At 55.6% G+C, this 21210-nt stretch carries 13 protein-coding genes; 5 read left to right on the plus strand and 8 right to left on the minus strand.

The window, feature by feature from the left end; all coding sequences use genetic code 11:
* Positions 1 to 32: 32 nt before the first annotated feature.
* On the plus strand, positions 33 to 1028 hold the full coding sequence (locus NZ823_16185) for an alpha/beta fold hydrolase (GenBank protein ID MCS6806665.1): 996 nt from the start codon (positions 33 to 35) through the stop codon (positions 1026 to 1028).
* A gap of 34 nt (positions 1029 to 1062) precedes the next feature.
* Here the strand turns inward: NZ823_16185 and recG are convergent, their stop codons facing one another.
* A complete protein-coding gene (gene recG / locus NZ823_16190) occupies positions 1063 to 3207 on the minus strand; it encodes an ATP-dependent DNA helicase RecG (GenBank protein MCS6806666.1) in 2145 nt (714 codons plus the stop codon).
* 277 nt (positions 3208 to 3484) lie between these two features.
* Between recG and NZ823_16195 the strand changes: the two genes are divergently transcribed.
* The 3 genes from NZ823_16195 (at position 3485) to NZ823_16205 (ending at position 6768) form a co-directional block, all read left to right on the plus strand.
* Complete coding sequence (locus tag NZ823_16195; GenBank protein ID MCS6806667.1) at positions 3485 to 4030, plus strand: CarD family transcriptional regulator; 546 nt, start codon at positions 3485 to 3487, stop codon at positions 4028 to 4030.
* Positions 4031 to 4092: 62 nt separating this feature from the next.
* Positions 4093 to 5424: a hemolysin family protein gene (locus tag NZ823_16200; GenBank protein MCS6806668.1), complete on the plus strand. Its 1332-nt coding sequence runs from the start codon at positions 4093 to 4095 to the stop codon at positions 5422 to 5424.
* 171 nt (positions 5425 to 5595) lie between these two features.
* Positions 5596 to 6768, plus strand: coding sequence for a trypsin-like peptidase domain-containing protein (locus NZ823_16205; protein MCS6806669.1), 1173 nt, complete (start codon positions 5596 to 5598; stop codon positions 6766 to 6768).
* 339 nt (positions 6769 to 7107) lie between these two features.
* On the opposite strand, the gene rpoD is transcribed toward NZ823_16205, so the two are convergent.
* The 6 genes from rpoD to hflX all read right to left on the minus strand — a co-directional run bounded on the left by rpoD (position 7108) and on the right by hflX (position 19531).
* Positions 7108 to 9174, minus strand: a complete 2067-nt coding sequence (gene rpoD / locus NZ823_16210; protein MCS6806670.1) for an RNA polymerase sigma factor RpoD — start codon at positions 9172 to 9174, stop codon at positions 7108 to 7110.
* Positions 9175 to 9218: 44 nt separating this feature from the next.
* Entirely contained in the window at positions 9219 to 11066 is a 1848-nt protein-coding gene (gene dnaG / locus NZ823_16215; protein MCS6806671.1) for a DNA primase, read from the minus strand.
* A gap of 266 nt (positions 11067 to 11332) precedes the next feature.
* Positions 11333 to 13723: an endonuclease MutS2 gene (locus tag NZ823_16220; GenBank protein ID MCS6806672.1), complete on the minus strand. Its 2391-nt coding sequence runs from the start codon at positions 13721 to 13723 to the stop codon at positions 11333 to 11335.
* A 54-nt stretch (positions 13724 to 13777) separates the two neighbouring features.
* On the minus strand, positions 13778 to 15403 hold the full coding sequence (locus tag NZ823_16225; GenBank protein ID MCS6806673.1) for a glycosyltransferase family 2 protein: 1626 nt from the start codon (positions 15401 to 15403) through the stop codon (positions 13778 to 13780).
* Positions 15404 to 15479: 76 nt separating this feature from the next.
* Positions 15480 to 17870: an HDIG domain-containing protein gene (locus NZ823_16230; GenBank protein ID MCS6806674.1), complete on the minus strand. Its 2391-nt coding sequence runs from the start codon at positions 17868 to 17870 to the stop codon at positions 15480 to 15482.
* Complete coding sequence (gene hflX, locus NZ823_16235) at positions 17855 to 19531, minus strand: GTPase HflX (protein ID MCS6806675.1); 1677 nt, start codon at positions 19529 to 19531, stop codon at positions 17855 to 17857. Before hflX ends, NZ823_16230 begins: the two co-directional genes overlap by 16 nt.
* A gap of 420 nt (positions 19532 to 19951) precedes the next feature.
* Between hflX and NZ823_16240 the strand changes: the two genes are divergently transcribed.
* Positions 19952 to 20815 carry a UPF0236 family protein gene (locus NZ823_16240; GenBank protein MCS6806676.1) on the plus strand — a complete coding sequence of 288 codons (864 nt, stop codon included), beginning with the start codon at positions 19952 to 19954 and terminating at the stop codon, positions 20813 to 20815.
* A 57-nt stretch (positions 20816 to 20872) separates the two neighbouring features.
* Here the strand turns inward: NZ823_16240 and NZ823_16245 are convergent.
* On the minus strand, positions 20873 to 21210 hold a 338-nt coding region (locus tag NZ823_16245), incomplete at its 5' end, for a hypothetical protein (GenBank protein MCS6806677.1).

Genomic DNA, 21210 nt, shown 5'->3' on the forward strand with positions numbered 1-21210 from the left:
ATCAAGTTGAAATTTCCTATGAGGCAAATCGTGTGAAACCACTGGCGCAACTTTTGGACCGAATCGTGTTCGGCATGATGGCGCATCGAATGCGAGATTCTATCAAACAACCACAAAGACAAGACATGATCACCTATCGCGCGTTCATACAGCAGCAATCACCTGATCAGTTCTTCGCTGCACCGAGCGTCACCCCGGCCCTAACGGAATCGTTCAAACGCATTCGCACAACCGAACATTACGACGTTTTCGACTTTCACTTTCCCAGCGCCTACACCTCGCCTTGGCCGGAGAACAATACGGTGTATGGTCGCTATTTCAAGACAAAACGACGCCCCACTGCGCCGACGGCCATTGTGCTGCACGGGTGGTTGGCATTCAGTTATGTTTGGTTCGCTGCCATCTGCCGACATTTGGCCAAAGCCGGCATCCATGCGGTGTTGATTCAACTACCCTATCACATGCGTCGTCAGCCGCAGCAGTCCCAATTCAGCGGGCAGTTTACCATCAACGGTCAACTCGAACGGAGCATTGAAATGATCCGTCAAGCCGTCTCTGATACCCGCAGTGTCATCAATTGGGTTAAATCGGATGCATCATCGCCGGTCGGCGTATGGGGCATTAGCTTGGGCGGCTGGGTCGGCGCGATGGTTACGGCCTTGGATGCGCGGCTGGATTTTTCCATACTGATGATTCCGGCAGTCCGGCCAGACGATATTACCTGGCACTCCCCCTTAGTGCCCCCGTTGAAGCAAGCCCTGCAAGCGGCAGGCATTACCTATGAGGAGCTAGAGGATGTTTTGAAAATTGCCATGCCCAAGTACTATCGGCCTCAACTGCCGCCTGATAAGATTTTGCTTATGAAATCCCAATACGACCTCGGCATTCGACCTCAGACCGTTGATGAATTGTGGGAAGCATGGGGACGACCGGCGATGCACTCTTACGCCCACAGCCACATGAGCATTATTTTCTCTCGCCGCGTCATCCAGGATGGGATCAATTTCATTCGTCAGGTCACTGGATAAAAAGCCCAACATGCGCTCTCATGTTGTCATGTTTTTATCCGACCATGGCCAGCCCAAAGCGCGGTTGTTGTCGAATCTGCTCGATGATGCGATTCAACGCGGGCGAGTTCCAGCCGGCTGCTGTCAGGCGCTGCACTTCCCGACGGGCTTCGATCAGCAGTTGTTGGTCTCTCACAATATTGCCGATGCGACACACCGGCACGCCCGATTGTCTGGTCCCCATCAATTCTCCGGGGCCGCGCAATTCCAGGTCTTTTTCTGCAATCTTGAAACCGTCAGTGGTGGCCACCATGATGCCAAGACGTTGCCGCGCTTCGTCGGAGATGTCCTCCTTGGACATCAGAATGCAATATGACTTGGCCGCTCCCCGACCCACGCGGCCACGCATCTGATGTAACTGCGCCAAGCCAAACCGCTCGGCATGCTCAATGATCATGATCGAAGCATTGGGCACATCCACGCCGACTTCAATGACCGTCGTGCTGACCAGAATATGCACTTCCCCAGCGACAAACCGGCGCATCACGTCCTCTTTCTCAGCCGGTTTCATCTTGCCGTGCAAAAGTCCGACACGGAACTTAGGAAACACAACGGTCTGTAAATGCTCGGCCATCTGCGTGGCATTGAGCAGATCGAGCTTCTCTGATTCTTCAACCAGCGGATAAACAATGTAGACTTGACGCCCGGCGCGGATTTCCTCGGCCATGAAGCGATAGATGTTCTGACGAGCATCTTCAAATCGCAGCACCGTCTTGACCGGCGTCCGACCCGGCGGCAGTTGGTCTATCACAGAGACATCAAGGTCGCCATAAACCGTCATGGCAAGCGAGCGCGGGATGGGCGTGGCTGTCATCACCAATACATCAGGGTTGTATCCGCGTCGAATCAGTTCGGCTCGTTGCAGCACGCCAAACCGATGCTGTTCATCAATGACCACCAGGCCGAGTTTGTGAAACTGCACGTTCTCTTGAATCAAAGCATGCGTGCCGATGACGAGGTCTACGTCTCCTTCAGCGATGGCCTGATACAACGCGCGTTTCTGACGTCCCTTGATGCTCCCTGTGAGCAGCTCCAGACGATAGGGCGTGCCGGCCACAATGCGCGCGAGCGTGCGATAGTGCTGCTCGGCGAGGATTTCCGTGGGCGCCATCAAAGCAGTCTGGTAGCCCGATTCGATGACAACCACCATGGCCAGCAAGGCCACGATCGTCTTGCCACTGCCTACATCACCCTGCAACAAGCGATTCATGGGGCTGGCTGACGTTAAATCATCAACGATCTCTTTCAATACACGACGTTGCGCGCCAGTTAACGGAAATGGCAGAAGGGCTCGGACAATATCGCGCACGCGATCGTCCACGTGCACAATCGTTCCCTTGGGGGCGCGCTCGCGCTGCTGGCGCCGAACGGCCAAAGCCAATTGGAGCCAGAAAAATTCTTCAAAGATCAGCCGTTGAAGAGCCGGCGCGCGCCCTGCGTTGTAATCGTCCACCGAGGCGCCATCGGCGGGAAAGTGGACATTGACGAGCGCCTGATAGCGGCTCATCCAGCCATAGCGGGACAAGGTTTCAGGCGGCAACACTTCAGGCACATGCTCTGCCGATAATCGAGCGAGCAGGTGGTAGATCAACGAGCGTAGTTGGCGGCTGCGAAAATTACCCAGCTTACGATAGATGGGAACACGCCGACCTGTATGAATGGGTTCAGCGTCCTCCCGCTCCGGCAAAACTTCAAAGTCCGGATTCTCCACCTCCAAACACCGTTTATGCGGATTCCATTGCCACTGCCCATACAGAATGACCCGTGTCCCCTGCTTGAGCGATTGCTCCAACCAACGTTGATTCCACCAAAACGCGCGAATCTGGCCGGTTGCATCCGTGGCCGCCAACTCAAAGATGGTCAACCGTCCGCCTTTGACCGGATAGCAACCTGAGACGCGGACGCGCACCGCGACAGAGGCATATTGACCGGGAATGAGTTGATTGATCGTGGCCAGATTTGAGCGATCCTCATAGCGAAGGGGTAAATAATAGAGCAGGTCCTCCACGGTCACTTGATCTGGGTCGGTTTTATTGCTCACGGCGGCTAACGCAGCCGCCAGTTTATGCGCTGTGGTTGAACCAAGGCGAGCGATGCCGTATCTGCCTAATTGCGTCACCGGTGTGTGCAGCGTCAACATCAGGTGGCAAGTATAGGTGGGTACGCCCGTCGCAGCAAGCAGCCTGACCGTTGTGAAGCCTCACCTGCTTCAAGAGCCCATCCGGAGCGTGTTTCAGGCATATCGGGAAAATTTGATTTTCTTGACGGAACATAGAGAACATGCTATTCTTAAAAGGCAATTGCAACGAACATCACCACGATTATGGGACAAACAGGGCTATATATCGGAGGGTTGAGGAAGGGTCATAACCGCGCTGTGTCACTCTATACTCATTGTCATTATCGAGGAGGTTGCAGTGGGATATAAAGTCGGTCAGAAACTCGTTTACCCAAATCATGGGATTGGTGTGGTTGAGCAAATCTGTCAGCATGACTCGGGCAATGGAGAGAGAAGCCTGTTTTACCAAATGCGGTTGCTGGCGACGAATTCGCGCGTGATGGTGCCTGTCAACAATGTGGCTGGAGTCGGCTTGCGACCGCCCATTTCCAATAGCGAATCGGATCGGCTGCTGAAAGTGTTGGCCGATGATTTCGTCGAGCCGGCAGCCGATTGGAAGGATCGTCAAAAAGTCTTCTTGGAAAAAATGCAATCAGGCGACATCTTTGAAGTCGCTCAGGTATTGAAAACGCTGGCATATTTGAACACCATCAAACCGCTCTCGTTTCGCGAGAAACGGCTGTTTGAAAAGGCTCGCTTCCTGATTGTGTCCGAACTCTCGGTCGTCTGGCGCAAACCAGCCGAAGCTATTAATCCTCAGATTGATCAGGCGCTAGAAAACGCTTGCAAAAAACACACCTCGCGCAACGGCAAGAGCCGCGCGATGGCTGCGGGGCTCAGATAAGGTGGGCACCGGTGGGTCAAAGGCGTAGGAAGATTCCGCTCGTTGAACCGCAATAATGGCCTATGGATGAGCCGAGTCTAGCTGAGATAGTCTTCAAGATTTTCCTCGTCTTTTTCTTTGTCTGCGCCAACGGCTTTTTTGTTCTCTCTGAGTTCGCTTTTGTCACGGTGCGCAAATCCTGGGTGGAAACGCTTGTCAAAAAAGGCAACCGGCGCGCCCGCGTGCTTCTCCGTGTGATTACCAACCTGGACGATTACATCGCGGCCACGCAACTGGGTATTACCATCGCCAGCTTAGCCCTTGGGTGGATTGGGGAGCCAGCCGTAGCTGCCTTGCTTCGCCCGCTGCTAGCGAATCTGCCTGGGCACATCTGGCCCGCAGCAGCGACTCACACAGTATCCATTGGCATCGCGTTTGGATTGATCACATTCTTACACGTCGTCATAGGGGAGCTGGCTCCTAAGACGCTTGCCCTGGAACGAGCAGAAAAAATGGCCCTGGCGGCGGCGCGTCCCATGTTCATTTTTTATCACCTGTTTTATCCATTCGTGAAATTGCTCAATAAGGCAGGAATACGTTTTCTGCAATTGCTACGCCTGCCGCCGGCTGGCGAACATCGCGCGATGTATGCTGAAGAGATTCAACAGATGATCAATCTGAGCCGAGAGCGTGGTCTTCTGGAGCCGCAGGCACACCAATTGATGAGCAATGTGTTCGACTTCTCCGGCCTTATCGTGCGCAATGTGATGCGGCCGCGCGGCGAAGTCACCGTTGTAGACGTCAACACGCCCATTCACGACATCATTCAACTTTTTGCTCAGACGGGCTACTCACGGCTGCCGGTCTATCGCGATCAACGCGATAACATCATCGGCGTCTTGTATAGCAAAGACCTGCTGCCGCGACTTGACCAGCTCGATCAAATTCATATCGAAAGCCTCCTGCGTCCGCCTCTCTTTGTTCCCGATGCCATTTCGGTCGGTGAGGCGCTGCGGCAGATGCTCCAGGCGAAAAAACAATTTTCCATCGTGGTTGACGAATACGGCGCTTTCGAGGGCATTTTGAGCATGGAAGATTTGTTGGAAGAGCTGGTCGGCGAAATCCGCGACGAACATGACGTGCACGAGGAGAGCGACATCATTCGGCAAACGGATGGCGCCTGGATTGTGAACGGGCTATTGACGGTGCGAGAAGTGAACCGACGGTTACAATTGAACATCCCTGAATCAGACGACTATGCCACTTTAGCCGGATTTCTGATGAGCATCACCGGCAGATTACCGACAATTGGCGAAAAGATTTCACACAAGGGCTTGCTGTTTACCATTCAGCACGTCAAAGGCCGACGGATTGATCGCGTTCGGATCGAGGTCCCAGCAGGCGCGTCAACCTGAGGCGACGACCGGCTCGCTGGCGAGCGCCTGCTCACCGAATGAATGCGTGAACTGAGCGACGCTAATTCATGACATAGACTCGCGCATGCAGGCGGACACTCTGTTAAGCGGATGAATGCGGAACTCGGCGACGCCACGTGCGTTTGATTCCTACCTATGAGAGAAAGCGCTATGATTCAATTGACTCTGCGACAAATGTGGACGATTGTGGTAGTCTCAGCCGTCATGGCGGCTGGGCTGGCCATTGGCTGCGACCGTTGGTTAGAACATCGTGGCCAAACAGAACCGACAAAAGCGCCTGAGCCTGCTGTCGCTTCTGCCCCGACGGCAGAGGGTGAGACACTGACCGACGACGAGCGGAATAACATTGAAGTCTACCGACGGGTTTCACCGGGAGTGGTCAACATCAGCACCGTGACCTACGTTCGCGACTTCTTCTCTGTGTATCAACAGGAAGGTGGCGGCACTGGCTCGATCATTGATGAACAAGGTCACATCCTGACCAATCACCACGTCGTGGAAGGCGCCGAGCGATTGACGGTCACGTTGGTGGATGGCAGCAAATACCCGGCTCGGCTGATCGGCAGCGATCCGGATACTGACTTAGCCGTGATTAAAATCAGTGGCTTCAAAAAGCCCCTGACCGTCGTCAAAATGGGCGATTCCAGTCGTCTGGTTGTGGGCCAGAAGGTGTTAGCCATCGGCAATCCATTTGGTTTTGCTCACACGCTAACTGAAGGCATCATCAGCGCGCTGGAACGTCCTATACGGGCCGAAAACCAACGCATCATCGAGGGCGCCATTCAAACTGATGCCTCGATCAATCCGGGCAATTCTGGTGGACCGTTGCTCAATTCGCGAGGGGAAATGATTGGCATTAACTCACAAATTATTTCTCCCAGTCGCGGCAGCGTTGGCATTGGATTTGCCATTCCAGTGAATCTGGCCAAACGATTCATCCCAGACCTGATCACGCATGGCTATGCGGTTCGTCCCTGGCTCGGCATTGTTCCATTTCCGGCGCCGGTCTCGTCGGTGGCTGATGATCTTGGTCTGCCGGTAGATTATGGCGTACTGGTGATGGAAACTATTAAAGGCCATTCAGCCGATAACGCTGGCATCCGAGGGGGCACACAACCGATGCGGCTGCGCTCAGGACAGGTGCTTTACTTGGGCGGTGACATCATCACGAAGATTAATGGAGAGAAAATCATGTCGCAAGATGATCTGAACCGTATCATCGGTCGGCATCAACCCGGCGACACGATCACGGTCGAAATTGTTCGCGACGGCCGCCCCATCACACTGAGCGTTAAATTGACGGCCAAGCCGCCACGAAGGTAACGATCGGTGGATTGCCGACACGTAGGCCGGCTGATACCAATCGTGGAGAAAAGAAAAAGACGACGTTCTTTGAAGAGGCGCCCCTACGTGAGCGCCTCCTGAGGTGCGGCGTTTTGAACCGAGCAAGCCTCGAGCAGCGGCGGCAGCCGCCCACCAGCCAGTAGATGTGAAATGTCTGGGTGAGCGTCATCCCAAAACCATCGCGCCCTGACGGGGCGCCATCCGTTCACTCAGCAGCTCGTTCATGCTCTCCACTTGCTGGCCACGCAGGCGGGCCGATTCATTGAGAGGTCACGAGGTATGATCGGCCTGTCAGGGATTGTCCCACTCCTGCGAACGTTATCGGTTGTTTTTGATTAGCTCTTCCAGCGTGGGAGGCTTATCCAGAAATACGCTCAGTTTGGGCGCTCGAACCGGGTGACGAAGTTTGCGTAACGCTTTGGTCTCGATTTGGCGAATGCGTTCGCGGGTGACGGCAAAGTACCGGCCGATCTCTTCCAGCGTGTGTTCAACGCCATCCGGTCCCAAGCCGAAGCGCATCTTGATGACCATTTCTTCGCGCGGCGACAAATCACTCAACACCTGTTGCGTCACAGCGCGCAGATTGTTGGCCACGGCGACATCCACCGGATTGGGCGTTGACGCATCTTCGATGAACTCACCAAGACAACTGGATTCATCATCGCCAATCGGCGTCTCCAACGAGATGGGGTCTTGAGCAACGCGCAAAATTTTGCGCACTTTGCCCGGTGTCAGGTCCACGCGCGCGGCGATTTCTTCGAGAGTTGGTTCGCGGCCCAGCTCTTGCACCAGCGAGCGCGTCGCCCGCGTAATGCGATTGAGCGATTCAATCATGTGAACAGGGATGCGAATGGTTCGCGCTTGATCGGCAATCGCGCGGGTAATGGCTTGGCGAATCCACCACGTTGCATAGGTGGAGAATTTCAAGCCGCGCCGGTACTCAAATCGCTGAACGGCTTTCATCAAGCCGATATTGCCCTCTTGAATCAAATCGAGAAATTGCAAGCCGCGATTGGTGTACTTGCGAGCGATGGAAACAACCAGCCGAAGATTGGCCTCAACCAGTTCATTCTTGGCGTGGGTGATCTCAGCTTTGGCTGTGGTGATGATTTCCAATAATCGTTTCAGTTCAGGCAGCGTGGTGTGGTACTGACGCTCCAATGCCGACAGCCGCGTCTGTTTGCGCGAGGACGCGCGTTTGGCTTTTGCCGTCGCTCGGCCAGAGGAGCGGCATGACGTGTCTTTTTGCGCCTCGCTCTCAGCCGCGTAGAAATCATCGAGCAATCGCCGGAGCGAGTCAATGAGGTGTTCCTGGAACTCCGCTGTAAAATCAATTTGCCGGAATATCCGTGACATGCGAGCGCGCGCGCGGATCAACTGGCGGCGACGTTTGACGCTGCCTCGCTTGGCAGTGGCCTTGCTACACGAAGAGCGCGCCTCTAATTTCAACCACTGCTGGAACGCCTCTTGCAACTGATTGATCGAAGCCAGGAATTGCTGTTGGCAAGCTGTCTCATCAAAGTCATCGTCAAACAGGCTTTGCTCCGGCATTTTGATGATGTCGCACAATCGGAACTGCGTTCGCACAACGGTCGGGGCGTAGACGGCTTCGATCAACAGCCGATTCAACCGCGCCAGCTCATCTCTGGAGGGCTTTTCTTCAAGCAGCAACTCTTCTGCTTCATCACCAAGTTCGATACCCTGAAACCAGGATGGATCATAAAAATCGCCCTTTTTCAAGATGCGATTGAGGTCGCTTAAGATCACCTCGCGCGCGGCCTCGTCCAGCGGCTGCTCAGCAATGGCTTGATCAATCAGGCGTCGGCTCGACTCGCTGAGAAACTCTCGAATACGGCGCTCAGGCGAAAGCGCCTGATGTTGGCCGGCATGATGTAAGCTCTCAATGAACGTCGGCCAATCTACAATGCTGTTGGGCGTAAATCGCGTCTGCCGGTGTGCGGCGGCAATGACCCACTCGATCACCACGCTTAGCCGCGAGAGCGCCTTCAGCGACACACGCTGACATCGCTCAATCCGCTTGGCGATGGCCATCTCTCCATCGCGGTCCAGCAGTGGCACAACTGCCATCTCGCGCAGATAAATGCGAATCGGGTCATGAATCGGCTCACCGTCGTCCTGCCAGGCCAAGCCATCTTCGGACTCGGCGTCTGTCGCGTTCTCGCCACTAGGCGGCACCACCGACTCTGAGTCCCCGACGGCAATCCCAGCGGAGTCCAGCGTATCAAAGATGAGTTCGATTTCATCCGGCGATAGCAAATCGTCGGGCAGGGCGCGGTTAATCTCGTCGTAGGTCAGAAAGGACTTCTCTTTTCCTAGCTCCAGCAGTCGCTGTATTTGATCGCGGCGTTTATCCTCGGGCACCATCGCTCAACCTCATCAGGTAGCTATTGTCACAAGTAGACAGAACATCAACCTTTCTTATGTGCTTGCGCCACATTTTTCACCAATAGATTGGAGATTTCTCGTTTGCGCATGGATAACTGAAGCGACAGCTCACGATTGCATTGCTGCTCGGCCAGATCAATCTCCTGCTGCAATCGTCTTAACTCCTGCTCCAAGCAGCGCGCTTGCAAACTGGCTAGACACCCTCTCGCTTCCTCATAGACCACCTCGCGCTCTCGCGACACTTCTACTATCAAACAACGCTCCAATAAATCGAGCAACTCTGGTTGATCCTGAAGTCCGGTTGCCAGGGTCGCATAATCCAATGGCTCCGAGTGGCCGATGCACTCGATAATCCGCTCAAATAAGCGTTGCGCCGCCGTTCCCTCAAAGATCATTCTGTTTGTCAACAATTGCTCGCGCAATTGTTCAACAATGTCAGGCCGATTCAACAGTATCTCCAACAACAACCGTTCGGCTGAGGTGATTGTCTGAAGAAGAGTCGGGCCTGACTCAGCGCTCACTGCCAGCCCTGGCGCAGGCGCTGTTTCGCGCTGATGATGTCGTTCGCGTCGCAGCTCCTCATGAACCAACTTGCTGTCGAGCGTCAGCCGGCTGGCCACATGATCCGCGCTGGCCGCGCGCTCGATACGATCAGGGATGGAAGCCAAGTAGGGCAGCACCGCGCGCAATGCCTGCGCCCGCGCCGCCGGCTGATTCAAATCGGCAGATGCCGTCACGTGCATCAACACAAAATCAATGTAGGGAAGCGCCTGCCTGAGCGCCTGCCGATAGGCCTCAGCGCCGAATTGTCGAATGAACGTATCCGGGTCGTGCCCTGGCGGCAACGTCACTACGTAGACCTCAAATCCATGATGCACCAACCTCTGCAAACTGCGCATGACAGCCGCGCGACCAGCCGGATCAGCATCAAAGCTGACGACGACCTTGCTGACATATCGTTTCAGCAATGATACCTGGGCGTCCGTCAAAGCCGTGCCCAACGAAGCGACAATGTTACGAATGCCGGCTTGAAACGGCATTAAGAAGTCGAAATACCCTTCGACCAAAATGACCCAACCGGCTTGCCGAATGGCCTCTCGCGCTTGATACAAACCGTACAGGTGTCGGCCCTTGGTGTATACACTGGTCTCTGGCGAATTAACATATTTCGGGCCAGCTTGCTGCTCATCAGCGAGCGCGCGGCCGCCAAACGCGACAATCCGTCCCTGCGCATCCGTGATGGGAAACATCAGGCGACCGCGAAACCGATCGTAATAGCCGGGACTGTTCTCTCGAGGAATAACCAAACCGCTCCGCGCCAAGTGCTCTTCGGAGACGCCACGGCGCCGCAGAAACAGAGACAGAGCATCCCACCGCTGTGGCGCATACCCTAATGCCATCTGCTCAACAGTGCTGTCCTGCAATCCGCGACTGATCAAATACTCAATGGCCGGACGCGCTTCAGCCGTCTTCCATTGTTCCCGAAAAAAATCTTGCGCCCAACGATTCAACTGATAGAGCGTATCCCGCCATTGCTGCTCGCGTTGCTCAGCTTCGATCAGCTCTGGACGCTCAGGGACATGCGGAATTGCAATGCCGTTTTTTTCTGCTAACAACCGCACAGCGTCAGAAAAGCCACAATGCTCCAAGGCCATGACCAGCCCAAACACATCACCACCACGCCCACAACCAAAACACTTGAAGATTTGTTTTCCCGGATGCACCGTGAACGACGGCGTCTTCTCATGATGAAATGGACAAAGCGCTATGTAGTTGGCGCCACGTCGCCTGAGGGTCACATACTCAGAGGCGACTCGCACAATATCCAACTGCTGTCTCACCTCGTCGGCAAATCCTCTAGGTATTCGCATGGTTCAGCATCATCCACAGTGCCTCGGACCCCCTGACGCCTCTGCCACCCTTCTCTAGGGTATTTTTATTTTTCAATATGACGAGGCACATTGTAAGAACGAAACGTCTCACGCGCAAGAGAGAACAGAGTAACAGAACACAAAAGAGCAAATTGCTCTCTGATGGAATCGTCTCATATCAGTCTCAACAAGCTCATCAAGTTTGCTCCCGTCGCTGTTGTGCATGGCTCTCAAAACCTCATAGCTGTGTCATCGAGCGTGCGCTTCTAGTCGCGCTGCAATTCCACAATTGTTACTGCGCCGGCTTCGTGTGTTCGTTCGTCGCCAGGTCGAACACGAGCGACGTGTGGATGAGCGGCAAGCTGAGTTCTCAAGGCTGTTCGTAGCGCGCCAGTGCCGGCGCCGTGAATGATGCGCACCACGTCGAGCGAGGCCAGATAAGCATCATCTAAAAACTTGTCAGCGCGCTCCAGCGCCTCGTCCACTGTGCAACCGATCACATTTAACTCGTTCGGCACGCTAGCGCGCGGCTTGAGTTCCACACTCATCGTCGAGCTGGCGCGGCTGATTTCAGCCGACGCGCGCGCATCGGGCAACGTCACCACTTCCAGATTGTCTCGCTGCGTCTTAATGCGCATGGCGCCAACCTCAACCGTTACGGCATCACCCTGAACCGCTGTCACAATGCCTGTTTTGTTCAAATCAATGAGTCGCACTGTTGCGCCGATTGGCAAGTCAGTGGGCTGCTCTGCCAGTCTCGGCGCTGAATCGAGCTGTTGGCCGAGGCCGGCTTGCGCTCGCTTTCTCAGCTCTGTTTTCAACCGAGCCGCTTGCCGATCTACCGTGCGCTGCAACGATAACTGAACACGGCGCTCGTGCACTTGACTGAGCAATGTTCGGGCTTGTTGGTTGTAATCATCCAGTATCTGTTGAAGCCGTGTTTCAAACGTTCGATGACGCTCGGCCTCACGGCGCGCATAGTCCGACTCCAACGCGCGACGTGTCTCGACAACGGCGCGTCGTTCCTCTTCGAGGGCGGCGCGGGCGGCGCGTTGCGCATCCAATTCCGCTTTCAACGCGCGCAGATAGTGCGCCACATCGTGCTCATGTGTAGGCCGTCGGCGACGAGCCTCTTCAATCATCGAATCTGGCAATCCCACACGGCGCGCGATTTCGATGCCGCTTGATGAGCCGGCCACGCCTTGTAGCAACCGGTATGTTGGCTGGAGTTTCTCTTCGTCAAACTCGACTGAGGCGCTCATCACACCAGGGGTCATCTGCGCGTACATTTTCAGGCTCTGATAGTGCGTCGTCGCCATGACCATTGCGCCGCGTCGTTTGAAGTCATCAACAATCGCCACCGCCAATGCGGCGCCTTCGTCAGGGTCTGTGCCTGTGCCCACTTCATCCAACAGCACCAGCGCGGGCGGCATGAGCGTCTCGGCAATCTCGCAGATGGTGCGGATATGCGCGGTAAACGTAGACAGGTTGGCGGCAATGGATTGATGATCGCCGATGTCGGGCAGAACGTGATGAAAGATCGGCAACGCGGCCTCCTTGGCCGGCACATGCAATCCCGATTGCGCCATCAGCACAGAGAGACCCAACGTTTTGAGCGCGACGGTCTTTCCGCCGGCGTTCGGACCACTGACAATCATCACAGGATGCTCATCATCGAAGCAGAGCGAGATCGGCACGACGCGTTCTCCTCGTTGCCGCAATCCATGTTCTAACAGGATATGTCGCGCTTCGATGAGCCTCAGCGTGTAGCCTTCTGTCAGCGTCGGTTCGCAACACTGAAAATCTATCGCCAACCGAGCGCGCGCGGCTGCCACATCAAGCTGGGTGATGATCTCACACGCCCGTTCGAGCGACTCAAGCTCAGCCCGCAAATCGTCGCTCATGGCCAACAAGATTCGCTCAATCTCCGCCTGCTCGCGCTCGCGGTATTGAACGAGCTCATTGTTCAGCTCAATCGTCTCCAACGGCTCAATGAAAACGGTAGCGCCGCTGGACGAAGCAGCATGAATGACGCCGGCGACTTGCCCTTTATGTTCAACGCGGACCGGAATGACAAACCGATCATTGCGGATGGTGATCACGTCTTCCTGTATGTACTCATCGGGACTTTGCCGCAATATAGATTGCAGCCGCCTATAGAGCCGATGACGCACCTGCTGGATGTGTTGGCGAATCTCTCTGAGCTCAGCGCTCGCGTTATCATCCAGCTCGCCATCAGGCAAAATCTTACCGCGCACCTTTTTCAACAACGCCTGGAGGTTCGGAAGCTGATTCACCAACTTCATCAGATGAGGATACTCAGCTTCGATCCCGGCAAACATCAAGCGCAGGGACTCGCCCGTTTCCATCAAACGGATCAGATCGAGTATCTGTTTGGGCTCCAGAGCGATGTGCTCAATCCGCAGCAACCGGCATGCTTCACGCGGGTCTGGCAGGCCGCTCAAACCGAAGCCGGCATGCTCTGTGAGGAACTTGACGCACTCGCTGGTTTGTTTCAGGGCCTCGAGGATGCGCTCGCGATCAACCAGCGGCTCCAATTGCAACAGTCGCGCGCGGCCGAGCGCCGTTTGCGCGCGTCCGGCCAGTAATTCCCTCAGCGCCCCGTATTCGAGCACTTCAAAAAACTTTGCATCCATAGATGCCAACGCGAGCGGAGCAACAAACCGGTGACCTGGCGTGTTCGATCACCTTCATCTGGTGTTTGCTATGGAGCGCCATGGACGCAGCAGCTCGGCTGGGCGACGGCCTTGCGCCAACGAGACGCAGCCAGTGAGTCCATAGCCAATCAAAAACAAGAGCAGGAACGGGAGTGTCCCCCAAATGCCCATCGTGACAGCGTAGTGCACCACGCCGATGAAATAGACAGCGAGCGCCAGTTCAATCAACGGAATGAAATCCGAACGCCAGCGGTATTTTTTGCCGCGCCAGTCATCGCGCCGCGATTCGATGCGATATTTGGGTGTGCGAGCAAAGGCCGACCGAATGCCGAGGAACGCTTCGAGCACCGCGCGCGTGTTGTTAATCGCCATGCCGATGCCCATGGACATGACCAGCGGCAGGTAACGAAGCTGCTTCTTCCAATCGGGGTACAGATGCCAGACTGTTACCCCGTAGTAGGCCATCACCGAGGTGGTCGCAAAAATCAAGATCGGCGCATCCAGCAATAACAGATGGAACCAGCCCTGGCTATATCGCACAATCAACACCGGCCAGTGCAACAAGCTCAGGATGATGATCAGCGGCGCACTGGCATTGTTGGTGAAGCGGAAAAAGAGTTCCAGCTTGACGCGCCACGGCAGGTCGCTTCTGAAAATGCGACCGATGAGTTTCAAGCCGACTTGCAACACCCCTTTAGCCCAACGGCGTTGCTGGACTTTGAAAGCGTTCAGATCAACAGGCAACTCTGACGGCACATCCTCATCCAGCAGGTAGATGAACTTCCATCCGAACAGTTGCGCGCGATAGCTCAAATCGGTGTCTTCGGCCAACGTGTCTGTCTGCCAGCCGCCGCTCCATTCAATCGCCGTTCGACGCCACATGCCGGCTGTTCCATTGAAATTAAACAACTGACCGGCTCGACTGCGTGCCGTTTGCTCAACGACAAAGTGGGCATCCAACATGATCTGTTGAATGCGGGTCAGCACGCTGTAATCAGCATTCAGGTAGCTCCATCGCATTTGCACCATCCCCACCTGTGGGTCGGTGAAGTAATGAATCATTTTGCGGAGCGTGTCCGGTCGCGGCAGAAAGTCAGCATCGAAAATAGCAATGAACTGGCCGGTGGCATGCTTCAATCCGTTGGCTAGCGCGCCGGCCTTGAACCCTTGACGATCATCTCGATGAATGTAGTGGATGTCGTAGCCCTGGGCGCGATAGCGTTCCACCGCCGATTGAGCAATTTGCTGTGTCTCGTCAGTTGAATCGTCCAAGACCTGAATCTCTAACAGATGGCGCGGATAATCGAGATTCGTTATGGCTTTGAGTAACCGATCAACCACGTAGACTTCGTTGAAGATCGGCAACTGGACGGTCACGCGCGGCAGTTGATGCTCGGCAAAGTGAGCGAGCGGGGCAAACTTGATATGGCGATACCGCAAGAATGTGTAAACTAGCTTGAACCGATAGAAACCGTAAATGGACAGCAGAAACAGAATGCCAAAGTAACTGCCAATGATCAGCCAATCCATGCCATCCAGTCTGTACAGATAACTCAGATTGCCGGGACGCCCATCACCACCGAGCACCTTACTGACAATCTCCGGAAGAGGCGCCGGCGGCGGCGCTTGCCAGGCTAACACGCCGCTCATGTGTTTCATCAAAAATCCTATCAGCATTGTTTTTGGATGATCCTCCTGACAAAGGCAGAAGATTGTACGGATTTGCTACAGGTTGTCAATTGTTGCGCGCGACCGGCGTGGTCTGCGATGGCGTGTTCTCGGCTGGTTCCGACCAAACGGCATCGTAGTTAATCGGAGCGAGCGCGGCTAAATCGTCGTCGGTAAACCCCGGATAGGGCACTCGCTCATGGTGCACATTGGTGAGCGTCTGCAGGAAGCTGGCCTTGATCTTCTTCAGGTCACGCATTCTCAAGTTGCATTCATCGAGTTGGCCATCGGTGACGATTGTCTCGATCACTTTAGCCAACATGCGGTCGGTCTGCTCTGGTGAGCGATCTTTTAACGAGCGCGTTGAAGCCTCGGCGCTGTCGGCCATCATCACAATGGCCGCTTCGATGGACTGCGGTTTGGGACCACGATAGCGAAACGCTTGCTCGTCTATCGGCTCGCCTCTGGCTTCGGCCTGCTGCTTGGCCTTGACATAGAAGTAATGCAGCCGGCGCGTGCCATGATGTTGAGGAATCAGATCAACGACTGCTTTGGGCAAACCGGCTTCCTGCGCCATCCGAATCCCTTCGGTTACGTGGCGAATGATGGCTTGCGCGCTCTCTTCCGGGGATAACAATTCATGGGGATTGAACCCGCCCCGCTGATTCTCCACATACATGCGCGGATCATTGAGCTTGCCGATGTCATGATAATACGACCCAATCCGCACTAATAGCGGGTTCGCGCCGATGGCTTTGGCAGCAGCCTCGGCTAACGAGGCGACAATAAACGAGTGCTGGTAGGTCCCTGGCGCTTCAATCGCTAATCGCCTCAGCAGCGGAAGATCAACATTGGACAGCTCCAGCAATTTGACATCGGTCAGGATGCCAAACGCCGATTCACCCAACGGCAGCGCATAGGCAGTGAACGCGGCTGCCAAAAAACCGCCCACTAGACCACAGACCATACTGAACAGCACCGGGCCGAACACCAGCGGCTGAATTTTCAGTGTCATCAACACAACAGCCATCACCAGATTTGCCAATCCAATCTTGGCGCCAACTTTGGTCACGGCGCCGCGCTGCTGGTAGCGCCCCACGCCGAACGCGGACACGAATCCACTCATGGTGGCATAGAGCGTCAGTCCAGCGTCCTCGGTCAGCAAGAGCGTGAATAAACTCACCATCAAGCCGACCATGATGGCGATTCTCGATTCAAGCAATAACGCGCAGAGCAACGCTGCCGAAGCGAAGGGAATGGCGTATTGATAAGCCTGCGGCGAGTCAACATCGCCAAACAAGCGGAACCCGATCACCTCCGCTGTTTCGACGCCCAACCGAATCAACGCGAGCTGAACGATCAGGGCTATGCTCGCCAGCCGAAACACCTGCCAGGAGGATAACGAGAACACGCGGGTGCGATTGGCAAATCGCCACAAGGCATAAAACAATGCCGCACAGATGACGACCAACCCAATCCAGCGACGACCGCTGTATTTGCTCGATGTGTGCGCGCGCAGCCGATCAATCGCTGCTTTGATCTGTGGCGTTACAACTTCCCCGCGCTGGACAATCACTTGACGCGGCTGATACCGGTTCGTGGCTGTGATCTGATCGCTCAGCCGCGCGCGCATCCATTCGGTGAGCGCGTGATCATAAACGCAATTCTCTTTAACGAAGCCGGCCAACCAGTCGGCATATTCGCGCTGATCCAGAGCCAGACTGCCTTTGACATGATACCTGGCTTCAGAGACTGTCCAGAGGTCTTTCCATTCGACCAATGGACTTTGCTCGATCTGCTCCGGCGTCAGCCGGTCGCCAACGGCTGACAGGATACGAACGCTCTGCGGCACGGCACCAAGACTCGACGGAAATTCATCAGCGCGAACATAAAACCCGCGCAATCTGGCGATCAAACGGCTCTGGAATTCTTCGCCTGCATCGCCGCTGGCCCACAAGCGAGCCAACGTGAGATTGACCGGAAAGGAAGGATGCTGCTGCTGAAACGACCGCACAAACGCGGCAAACCGCGCTGACGCCATCTCGGATGGTGACAACATGTCCGACTTGAACGCCTGACGCAGGGCTGCTTGAAACTGATTCCGGCTTGCCGCAAAAGCCGCGCGAAGCTGATTGACGGATTGCTCGACCACGTTTTGATCGAAGCGAAAGACGGGCGCCACTTTCTGCGCTTCTTCTTGTCGCAAGCGGGCTGTGCGCTCAGGGTCAACAACAATCAATTCCACCGGCGTGGTGATTTCCATCCTGGCGACTTCGCCGACCTTGTAATCGGGCAAACTCCGCAGTGGCACCCGCGATACAAGCACTGACATCACCACAGCAAAAAAGCTCACTTCGAGGATCAGCCGGCTCCGACGCGAAGAGGGCGTCAAACGACGCACAAGCCGCCTCAATCGTTCCAACAATGATGACTCAGGCGTGGTCACTGGTTCGTCCATACACCGGCCTGTGTCGGCCCTGACGCGGCAATATCCGTGTTGCTGCGCTGATCCATTCGTGCGCCTCGATGGCCAAGCATCGCTTCAATACGATCGAGCAATTCCGTGAGTGTTTCCGGCTGCAAGGCTGAAATGGCGATAGCCTGATGAAGCCGGCAGAGATTCTTCATGATGTCGGCGGGCACGCGATCCATCTTGTTAAACACCAGCAGGCGCGGTAGCTCCTGCAAGGCCAATTCTCTCAACGTGCGTTCCACGGATTCAATGCGTTGCTCACAATGGGGACTACTAGCATCAACCAGATGAATGAGCAGGTCAGAATCAGCAATCTCCTCCAGTGTGGCGCGGAATGCGTTAATCAGATCAGGCGGTAGGTTGCGAATAAATCCGACCGTATCACAGATGATGATTTCGCGCTCCTTGGGCAATCGGAGCCGGCGGCTCAACGGATCGAGCGTGGCGAACATGCGTTCTTCGGCCAGGACGCGCGAATGGGTGAGCGTGTTAAGCAACGTTGACTTGCCGGCATTGGTGTAGCCGACGATCGAAACAACGGGCACGTCATGTCGCCGCCGCTGACTGCGACGCGCTTCGCGCTGTCTGCGCACCTGCTGAATCAGCTCTTCCAGGTGGCCAATTCGTCGGCGCACGCGCCGGCGATCAACCTCCAACTTCGTCTCGCCAGGCCCACGCCCGCCAATGCCTCCCGTCAGACGCGACAAGCCTGTGTCCTCGTCGGTCAGTCGTGGCAAAAGATACTTCAACTGAGCCAACTCAACTTGAAGCTTCCCTTCCCGCGACTGTGCGCGTTGGGCAAAAATATCCAGAATCAATTGTGTGCGATCAATCACTTTCAGGTCGGTCGCCTGATGGATCGAGCGAACCTGCGCTGGCGTCAAATCCTGATCAAAGACGATGACATCGGCGCTATGCTGGAGCGCGCGAATCACCAACTCGTGGAGCTTGCCCTTGCCCAGCAGAAATCGTGGATCAATCTGTTTGCGTCGCTGAATGATGGTGTCCAGCACCACCAGCCCGCACGAGACAGCCAATTCGTGCAGCTCATCCATCGAATCGCGCGCTTCCTCTATGCCGTTGGTCGTCACACCCACTAAAATCGCTCGCTCGCGATCATCTTGCGCATGCGTGGGTCGGCGATTCCGCGCAAACTCTTCTTCGAGCGAGCCGATCAACTGGAGAAAATCAACATCGAGTTGATGCAGATAGACCGGATCAAGAAAGAGCCACGGTCTCTCAGACTGCGCTGGCTGCCCAGCTTCAGAAGGCGATCGTATCGGCATCAGATGCGCTGAACGAACCAGCGCCGGCAATCCCGCTTCTGTCACCTCAATAGCCGTCATCAGATCAAGTCGCAGCAACGCCAGATCGGCCAAATCGTCTTGCGTGAGGCCCTCGCCATTCAGATGTGTATGCACACAGCGAAGGCCACGAAATCGCCCACCTGACGCACGACCCCGCTTCAGGTCCGGCAACACGATCTCGTGTGCATCGCCCACAACCACATATTGAATATGACCCCCTCGATCAATCAGCAGTCCAATCTGACGATGCACCTCGCGCGATAGTTCGGTTAATTGCCGCGCGACCTCAGGCGTGATGATCGCTGTGGGTGGGATTCGCCGTTGATAGAACTTTTCCAACCGCCGTAGCTGGTTGTGTTTTAATCCCTGCGTGTGACCGTAAATCGTTGTAATGCTCGCTACCCTCCTGAAAGAGCTGGTCTGAGGCTACTATCCGGCTTCGTTGCCTCGTGTTGAGGTGTTCTCATGTGCCACATAGGTCAACGCTCTATTCAATCCGAGTGCCATTATAACATTCTCCATCGAGAGGGCAAAAGCCTGACCGCGACGTGCGGTGCGCCAAGTGAAAGTTGGTAGCGAAGAATGAAGAGAACGGGTAACCTACCAATTTCATTTAAAAACATTCAGGAGATTACCCGATGGAGCAATAACTACGGGGATATTCGTGCCATTGAACGAAGAATTGATCAAGCGGTTGACGGCGGCGTTGGAAAATCGAGATCAGCAGAAAGTGACGCTTTGTGGTTGGAGACGTAGTTGGTGACGTTGCTGGCGGCACTGGCCGTGGGGATCATGAAGGGGATGCTGGAGGTGGTGTTGGGACGCGACTACGAGGTCAGTGGGGTTGCGTGTCCGGGCTGCCGAGGACGGATGAAATTCCGGCGGTATGCCCGACGGCCGGTCATCAGTGGGTTTGGCCGCTTCAGTTGTGAGCGGGCGTATTATTATTGTCGCCGGTGTGGGCAGGGGCGGGCGCCGTTGGATGAGCAGTTGCAGATAAGCCATCGGCGGGTGAGTCCACGGCTGCAACGCGTTATTGGGTTTTTGAGTGGTCATCTATCGTTTGCGGTGGTGGGCAAGAGTTTGAAGGAGAGCTTACAGATCGAGGTGAGCAACGAGACGATTCGGCAGGTGGCGGCGGAGTGGGGCCAGCAGGCGCGGGACTGGGAGGAGCAGCAGCGGCAGATGTATGAGGAGGCGCCGGTGGTCAGTCAGCCGAGGCGGGCCCAGCCCAAGACCTGGGTTTTAGAGGTGGATGGCAAGAAGATCGGTTATCAGGATGGCAGTTGGCTCGAGACGAAGGTGGGGGTGATCTATGAGTTGTCGGATCGGGTGGAGAGTGAGAGGGGTCGGCACGAGTTGGTGAAACGAGAGTTGATTGCCCGGGGGTGTGAATGGTTAGAGTTTTCCTATCACGTTGGGGCGGCGATGCGGCTCGTCGGGCATCCGGCCGGGGGATCGGCTGGTGACGGTAGCCGACGGAGCCACCGCGATCCAGCAGATTTTTGTGGTGGCGCCGGAGGCGACCTCCGTCCGCGACTTCTACCCTATGGCCGAGCGGCTCTGGACGATCGCCGAACTGCGCTACGCGGCGCAAACGGCTCACGCTCGACAATGGATTGAACTGAAGCTGGAGCAACTGAAGCGATCTGAGGTGGAGTCCATTGTGCGCTCCATCGCTCATTTGAGGTTTTCCACCGGGCAGGGGCAGCAGACGCGGGCTGAGTTCTGGGCTATCTGCGCAACCATCGCTGGGCGATGGAATATGCCAGCTATCAACAGTAGCATCTGCCCATCAGCAGTGGTGCGGTGGAGGGTGGGTGTCGGCTCATTGGCTGGCGCACTAACGGGTGTGGTCGTCGCTGGAGCTTGGCCGGCGGCGATGCCATCGTGGCGCTGCGGGTGGCTGTGCTCAATGATCGGCTGGAGCTGTTGCAGCCCCGACCATCGTTCGAGGCCAAAATGGCCGCTTGATCTACCAACTTCTGGTTGGCGCACCGGTCTGACCCCTAGGTTTC

This window comes from Blastocatellia bacterium (assembly GCA_025054955.1).
In the GTDB taxonomy this organism is placed as follows: Bacteria; Acidobacteriota; Blastocatellia; order HR10; family J050; genus JANWZE01.